This is a genomic window from Nocardioides sp. 616 (assembly GCF_002930065.1).
GTDB lineage: Bacteria > Actinomycetota > Actinomycetes > Propionibacteriales > Nocardioidaceae > Nocardioides > Nocardioides houyundeii.
Genome location: NZ_POAG01000019.1, coordinates 386,970 through 393,198, shown reverse-complemented (window position 1 = coordinate 393,198; position 6,229 = coordinate 386,970). Strand labels below are relative to the sequence as shown.

5 protein-coding genes are annotated in these 6,229 nt (G+C 71.5%); 4 read left to right on the top strand and 1 reads right to left on the bottom strand.

What is annotated here, in order from left to right; genetic code table 11:
• The 4 genes from C5H89_RS13090 to C5H89_RS13075 form a co-directional block, all read left to right on the top strand.
• Positions 1-1,012: DNA gyrase C-terminal beta-propeller domain-containing protein (locus C5H89_RS13090; RefSeq protein ID WP_275887120.1), on the top strand; the 1,012-nt coding region annotated here is incomplete at its 5' end.
• Between the two features lie 4 nt (positions 1,013-1,016).
• Entirely contained in the window at positions 1,017-1,748 is a 732-nt protein-coding gene (locus C5H89_RS13085; protein ID WP_104107420.1) for an LppX_LprAFG lipoprotein, read from the top strand.
• A complete protein-coding gene (locus C5H89_RS13080; RefSeq protein ID WP_345840644.1) occupies positions 1,745-3,541 on the top strand; it encodes an MFS transporter in 1,797 nt (598 codons plus the stop codon). The genes C5H89_RS13085 and C5H89_RS13080 overlap by 4 nt, the downstream gene beginning before the upstream one ends.
• Positions 3,534-4,028, top strand: a complete 495-nt coding sequence (locus tag C5H89_RS13075) for a carbonic anhydrase (protein ID WP_240181848.1) — start codon at positions 3,534-3,536, stop codon at positions 4,026-4,028. The genes C5H89_RS13080 and C5H89_RS13075 overlap by 8 nt, the downstream gene beginning before the upstream one ends.
• Positions 4,029-4,044: 16 nt before the next feature.
• Here the strand turns inward: C5H89_RS13075 and C5H89_RS13070 are convergent, their stop codons facing one another.
• Positions 4,045-6,033: a DNA topoisomerase IV subunit B gene (locus tag C5H89_RS13070; RefSeq protein ID WP_240181861.1), complete on the bottom strand. Its 1,989-nt coding sequence runs from the start codon at positions 6,031-6,033 to the stop codon at positions 4,045-4,047.
• Between the last annotated feature and the right edge of the window lie 196 nt (positions 6,034-6,229).

Sequence of the window (6,229 nt, the reverse complement as noted above, 5' to 3'; positions counted from 1 at the left end):
CCCCCGCCGGACCGTGCTGCTGGCCTCGGCCGGCACCACGGTGACGGCCGTCGGCTCCGCCTCGCTGGAGGTGGCGGACGCGCCGTGCTTCGCCTTCATGTCCGCCAACGGTCTGCTGGCGCGCACCTCCACCGACGAGGCCCCGGGCGAGGGCGGGGGGCGCGCCAACCACGACGTCGTCGTCTCGGCGGTGCGCACCACGGCTCGCGCCGAGATCGGGGTGGTGACCTCCCGCGGTCGGCTGCTGAAGGTCCAGGTGCTCGACATGCCCGAGCTGCCGGCCGGCGCCAACGACCCGAACCTGCAGGGTGGGCTGCCGCTGAGCGAGATCCTCTCCCTGGAGCCCGGCGAGCGGGCGCTGTGCCTGAGCTCGCTGGGCACCGCAGGCCCGGGGCTGGCGCTGGGCACCCGGCAGGGCATCGTCAAGCGCGTCACCCCCGAGGTGCTCTCGCGCGAGGACTGGGAGGTGATCGGCCTTAAGGACGGCGACGAGGTGGTCGGTGCCGTCGAGCTGGCGACCGGCAACGAGGAGCTGTGCTTCATCACCGCTGAGGCCCAGCTGCTGCACTTCGGGGCCGACGCGGTCCGGCCGCAGGGCCGCTCCGGGGGCGGCATCGCCGGAGTCCGGCTGGCAGGACGCGATCGCGTGGTGTGGTTCGGCGCCCTGGACCCTGCCGACGCCGTGGTGGTGACGGCCTCCGGGTCCTCCACCGCGCTGCCGGGCACCGAGCCCGGCGCCGTCAAGGTCGCGCCGTTCAGCGAGTACCCGGCCAAGGGCCGCGCCACCGGCGGGGTCCGGTGCCACCGCTTCCTCAAGGGTGAGGACTCCCTGGTGTTCGCGTGGGCGGGCACCGCGCCGGCTCGGGCGGCAGCCGCCAGCGGGGCTCCGGTGGAGCTGCCGGAGGCCGACGGCCGCCGGGACGGCTCGGGCGTGCCCGGCTCCCAGCCGATCGTCGCCTGCGCGCCCCCGGTCGCCCGTCAGCTGGGCGTTGCGTCCGATGTGACAGGCTGACGCGATGTCTCGAACCCCGGTCCTCCACATCCGTTCCCGAGCGCGCGTGCTCGCCCTGCCGCCCCTGCTGGGCCTGGCGCTGGTGCTGGGCTCCTGCAGCTCCGACGAGGGCTCGGACGCCTCGCCCGAGGAGGTCTCGGAGGCGCTCGACGGCGCAGCCGAGCGCCTCGACGAGACCTCCGGGGTGACGTTGAGTCTCACCACCGAAGACCTGCCCGACGGCGTCACCGGCATCACCAGCGCCGTCGGCACGGCCACCTCCGCCCCCGCCTTCGACGGGGCCCTGAAGGTCCGGCTCTCGGGCAACGAGTTCGAGGTCCCGGTGGTGGCGGTGGACGGCACGGTGTGGGCCCGCATCCCACTGACCCCCGGCTGGTCCGACGTGGACCCGGCCGAGTACGGCGCGCCGGACCCCAGCCTCCTGATCAGTGCCGACCACGGGTTCGCCACGCTGCTGACCGCCACCGACTCCGCCGAGGCCGGGGACACCGAGCGCGGCGGCGTGGACAACCGGGAGGTGCTCACCTCCTACACCGGGACCATCGACGGAGAGGTGATGAAGAACGTGATCCCGAGCAGCGCGGGGGACGTCTTCGACGCCGCCTACCTGATCAACGAGGACGGCGAGCTGCGCGAGGCCACCCTGACCGGGGTCTTCTACGCCGACAGTCCGGAGATGACCTACAAGGTCGACATCCGCGACTACGACACCGAGAAGACGATCACCGCACCGTGACGCCCGCGCTGGGCAACGCCCCCCGGATGCTGCTGGGGCTGGCCGCCGGTGCCGTCGCCTTCGCCGCGGCGGACACCTACGTGGTGGTGCTGGCCCTGCCGGACATGATGGGCAGCGCCGGCATCCCGCTGGACCAGCTCCAGCGGGCGGCGCCCATCGTCTCCGGCTTCCTCCTCGGCTACGTCGCCATGCTCCCCCTGATCGGCCGGATCGCCGACCTGCGGGGCCGCGTCCCCGTCCTGGTCTTCTCACTGGTCCTCTTCGCCCTCGGCTCCCTGGTCACCGCCCTGGCCTACGACCTGCCCTCGATGGTGAGCGGACGCTTCCTGCAGGGCGTCGGGGGCGGTGGGCTGGTGCCAGCCACCCTGGCGCTGGTGGCGGACCTCTACCCCGCCAACCGACGTGGGGTCCCGTTGGGCATCGTCTCGGCCGTCCAGGAGGTGGGGTCGGTCCTCGGCCCGCTGTTCGGCGCCGTCGTGCTCGCCGTCGCCGACTGGCGGGCCATCTTCGCGGTCAACCTGATCGTCGGGCTGGTGCTCGCCGCCGCGATCCGGGCCCTGGCGCTGCGCCGTCCCGGACCGGGTCAGGAGCCTCGCCCGCCAGGGGCTGACCCAGGTGAGCCTCCCCGGGGCCGCCGGGACCTCGTCGGACTGGCCTTGGTGGCACTGACGCTGGTGGCCGGCGCGCTGGTGTTCGTCCGGCCCGGGCCCATCATGCGGGAACTGAGATGGGGCGAGATGTTCGTGCCGTTCGTCGGCGACGGACGCTGGCTGACCCCTGTGGGAGCGGTCACCCTGGCGGCCGCCGCCGGACTGGTCGTCCGGCTGCTGACCGCCGCCCACCCGCTGGTCGACGTACGTTCCTGGGGTGGCGCCATGCGGGAGGCCGACCTCCTCGGGTCCGCGCTCCTGGGGGTCGCCCTGGGCGGGATCATCCTGGCCTTCGCGACCGCCGACCCCCGGCTGGAGGTGTTCTCCGCACAGGGGGCCTGGTACCTGCTCGGCGCCGCGGTCGCCGCGGTCTGCCTCGTCGTGCACCTGCGCCGTTCCCCCGCGCCCCTGGTGCCCGCCGGAACCCTGCGCCGTACGCCGGCTTGGGGCTCCTTGGTGGTGAGCTTCTTCGTCGGTGCCGCGCTGATCGCGGCCCTGATCGACATCCCGCTCTTCGCCCGCACCACCATCTACGGCGACTCCCAGCTGTCCGCCGCACTGGTCCTGGTCCGGTTCCTGGTCGCCCTGCCGGTGGGGGCGGTCCTGGGCGGCTACCTGACGCGCAGCTGGGGTCCCGGGCGCACCACCGCGTCCGGGATGGCGCTGGCGGCCGCCTCCTTCCTCCTGATGTCCCGGTGGGACATCACCGCGTTGGAGAGCTGGAGCGCGACTGTGCCCCTGGTCCTAGGCGGCCTCGGCTTCGGGCTGGCGCTGGCCCCGGTCAACGCGGCCGTCCTCGCCTTCACCGACGCCTCGGTGCACGGCCTGACCAGCGCGTTGGTGGTGGTCTCCCGGATGGTCGGCATGCTGGTGGGGATCTCCGCGCTCACCACCCTCGGCCTCCGCCGCTACTACGCCGAGCAGGCTGACATCCCCGGCGTCCGGGAGGTCTGCGACGGCAGGTCGAGGTGCGCGGAGTTCACGTTGCTGCTCAAGCAGGCGGGAATCGCGCAGGAGCAGACCGTGTTCCTCGGCGCCGCCGGCTGCGCCCTGCTCGCCGGCGTCCTGGCGCTGGTCCTGTTCCGGGGTGCGACCTCGGTGCCTGTCGCCGAAAGCACTGGGTTAGGTTCTTCCCGTGGCTGACTTCGACGACCTGATGGAGGCGAACCGCGCGTTCGCCGCGAACTTCGACCTGGGTGGCTTCGACGGCAAGGCTCACGCCGGCGTCGCGATAGTGACCTGCATGGACTCGCGCATCGACCCGTTGGCGATGCTCGGCCTGCGCCACGGTGACGCCAAGATCTTCCGCAACCCCGGCGGTCGGGTCACCCCTCAGGCCCTCGAGGCCCTGGTGCTGGGTGCCCACCTGCTCGGCGTCGAGCGGGTGCTGGTCGTCCCGCACACCAGGTGCGCCATGACGATGCACTCCGAGGCAGAGCTGCGCGAGAAGATCGGCGCCGCGGCCGGGGTCGACGCCTCGTGGCAGACCTTCGGCGTCATCGACGACCAGCTGACGCGACTGCGCGAGGACGTGCAGAAGGTGCGGTCCCACCCGCTCATCCCCGCCTCCATCAAGGTGGGCGGCTTCGTGTACGACGTCGACTCGGGGCTCATGACGCCCGTGCCGTGAGGCGGCGGGGCACGACTCAGGCGTCCAGGGTCCCCATGTCGACCTCGTAGGCGCCCTGCACGATGAACTCCTTGCGCGGGGCGACGTCGGAGCCCATCAGCAGCTCGAAGACGTCCGCAGCGATCGCGGCGTCGTCGACCGTCAGGCGCCGCAGGGTGCGGTGTCGGGGGTCCATCGTCGTCTCCTGCAGCTGCTCGGCGTCCATCTCGCCGAGACCCTTGTAGCGCTGCGGCGGGTCCTTGTAGCCGAGGTTCTTCTTCTTCAGCTCGGCCAGTCGACGGTGCAGCTCGTCGTCGGAGTAGGTGTAGACGTACTTGTCCATGCCCTTGCGCGGGTTGGTGAGCTCGATCCGGTGCAGGGGCGGGACCGCGGTGTAGACCCGGCCCGCGGTCAGCAGATCGGGCATGTACTTGAAGAACAGGGTGGCCAGCAGGCAGCGGATGTGCGCGCCGTCGGAGTCGGCGTCCGCCATGAAGATGATGCGACCGTAGCGGCGCGCCTCTAGGTCGAAGCTCCGGCCCGACCCGGCGCCGACGACCTGGATGATCGCCGCACACTCGGTGTTCTTGAGCATGTCCGTGACCGAGGCCTTCTGGACGTTGAGGATCTTGCCGCGGATGGGCAGCAGGGCCTGGTACTCGGAGTCACGCGCCATCTTGGCGGTGCCCAGCGCGGAGTCCCCCTCGACGATGAACAGCTCGGTGCGCTCGTTGTCGCCAGAGCGGCAGTCCGCCAGCTTCGCAGGCAGGGCGGAGGACTCCAGGGCGTTCTTGCGGCGCTGGGTCTCCTTGTGCTGCCGTGCCGCGATCCTCGTCTTGGAGGCGCCCACCACCTTGTCCATGACCAGCTTGGCCTGGGACTTCTCGCCCCGCTTGGTGGAGGTGAGGAACGCCTTGAGCTCGGAGGCGACCACCTTGCGCACGATCGCGCGGGCGGCCGGGGTCCCGAGGATCTCCTTGGTCTGGCCCTCGAACTGCGGCTCGGCCAGACGCACGGTGACGACCGCGGTGAGCCCCTCGAGCACGTCGTCCTTGATGACGTCCTGGTCGCCGACCTTGAGCGCCTTGGTCGCCCTCATCACGTCGTTGAACGTCTTGGTGACCGCCTGCTCGAACCCGCTCACGTGCGTCCCGCCCTTGGGGGTGGCGATCACGTTCACGTAGGACCGGACCTCGGTGTCGTACCCCATGGTCCAGCGGAGGGCGACGTCGACGCCGAGCTCGCGCGTCACCTCCTGCGGAGTCATGTGCCCCTTGTCGTCGAGCAGGGGCACGGTCTCCTTGAAGGTCTCGGACCCCTGGAGCCGCAGCACGTCGGTGACGGGCTCCCCCACCGACAGGAACTCCGCGAACTCCGAGATGCCCCCGTCGTGGCGGAACTTCTCCTCCACGGGCTGGTCGCCGCGCATGTCGCGGATGACCAGCTCCAGCCCCGGCACGATGTAGGAGGTCTGGCGGGCCCTGGTCACCAAGTCCTCGAACACGAAGGTGGCGTCGCGGGTGAAGATCTGTCGGTCCGGCCAGAAGCGCACGGTGGTGCCGGTGCGGCCCTTCGCCACCCGTCGGCCCTTGCGGGTCAGGCCCGACCTGGGGGTGAACCCGGCCTGAGGCCCCTCGCCTTCGAAGACTCCCGGAGCCCCGCGCTGGAAGCTCAGTCCCTGCTGGGTGGGCGCCCGGTCGACGTCGATGTCCATCCGCGCGGACAGCGCGTTGACGACCGAGAGGCCCACACCGTGCAGCCCACCGGTGGCGACGTAGGACCCGCCGCCGAACTTCCCTCCGGCGTGCAGCTTGGTGGCGACCACCTCGACCCCCGGGAGCCCGGTCTTGGGCTCCTTGTCGGTGGGGATGCCGCGACCGTCGTCGATGACCTCCACCGAGTCGTCGGCGTGCAGCGTCACCTCGACACGGTGTGCGGCGCCGGCGAGCGCCTCGTCCACCCCGTTGTCGATGAGCTCCCACAGGCAGTGCATCAGGCCGCGGGTGTCGGTGGACCCGATGTACATGCCGGGCCGCTTGCGCACTGCCTCGAGGCCTTCGAGGACCAGGAGGTGAGCTGCGTTGTAGGAGGTGTCGGTCGGGGCTGCCACGAGACCCGAATCTACCCGCGACACACCGTGGACCTGACAAGGCACGCCTGCAAGCGCTCGAGTGATCCCTGCTCTAGCGTGAGCCAGGACGCCACGGTCTCCGCCACCGAGT

Bases quoted from the DNA above. Each gene is read 5' to 3' on its own strand.
- C5H89_RS13085 (WP_104107420.1), top strand. From the start codon at position 1,017: ATGTCTCGAACCCCGGTCCTCCACATCCGTTCCCGAGCGCGCGTGCTC.
- C5H89_RS13070 (WP_240181861.1), bottom strand. From the start codon at position 6,033: ATGTACATCGGGTCCACCGACACCCGCGGCCTGATGCACTGCCTGTGG.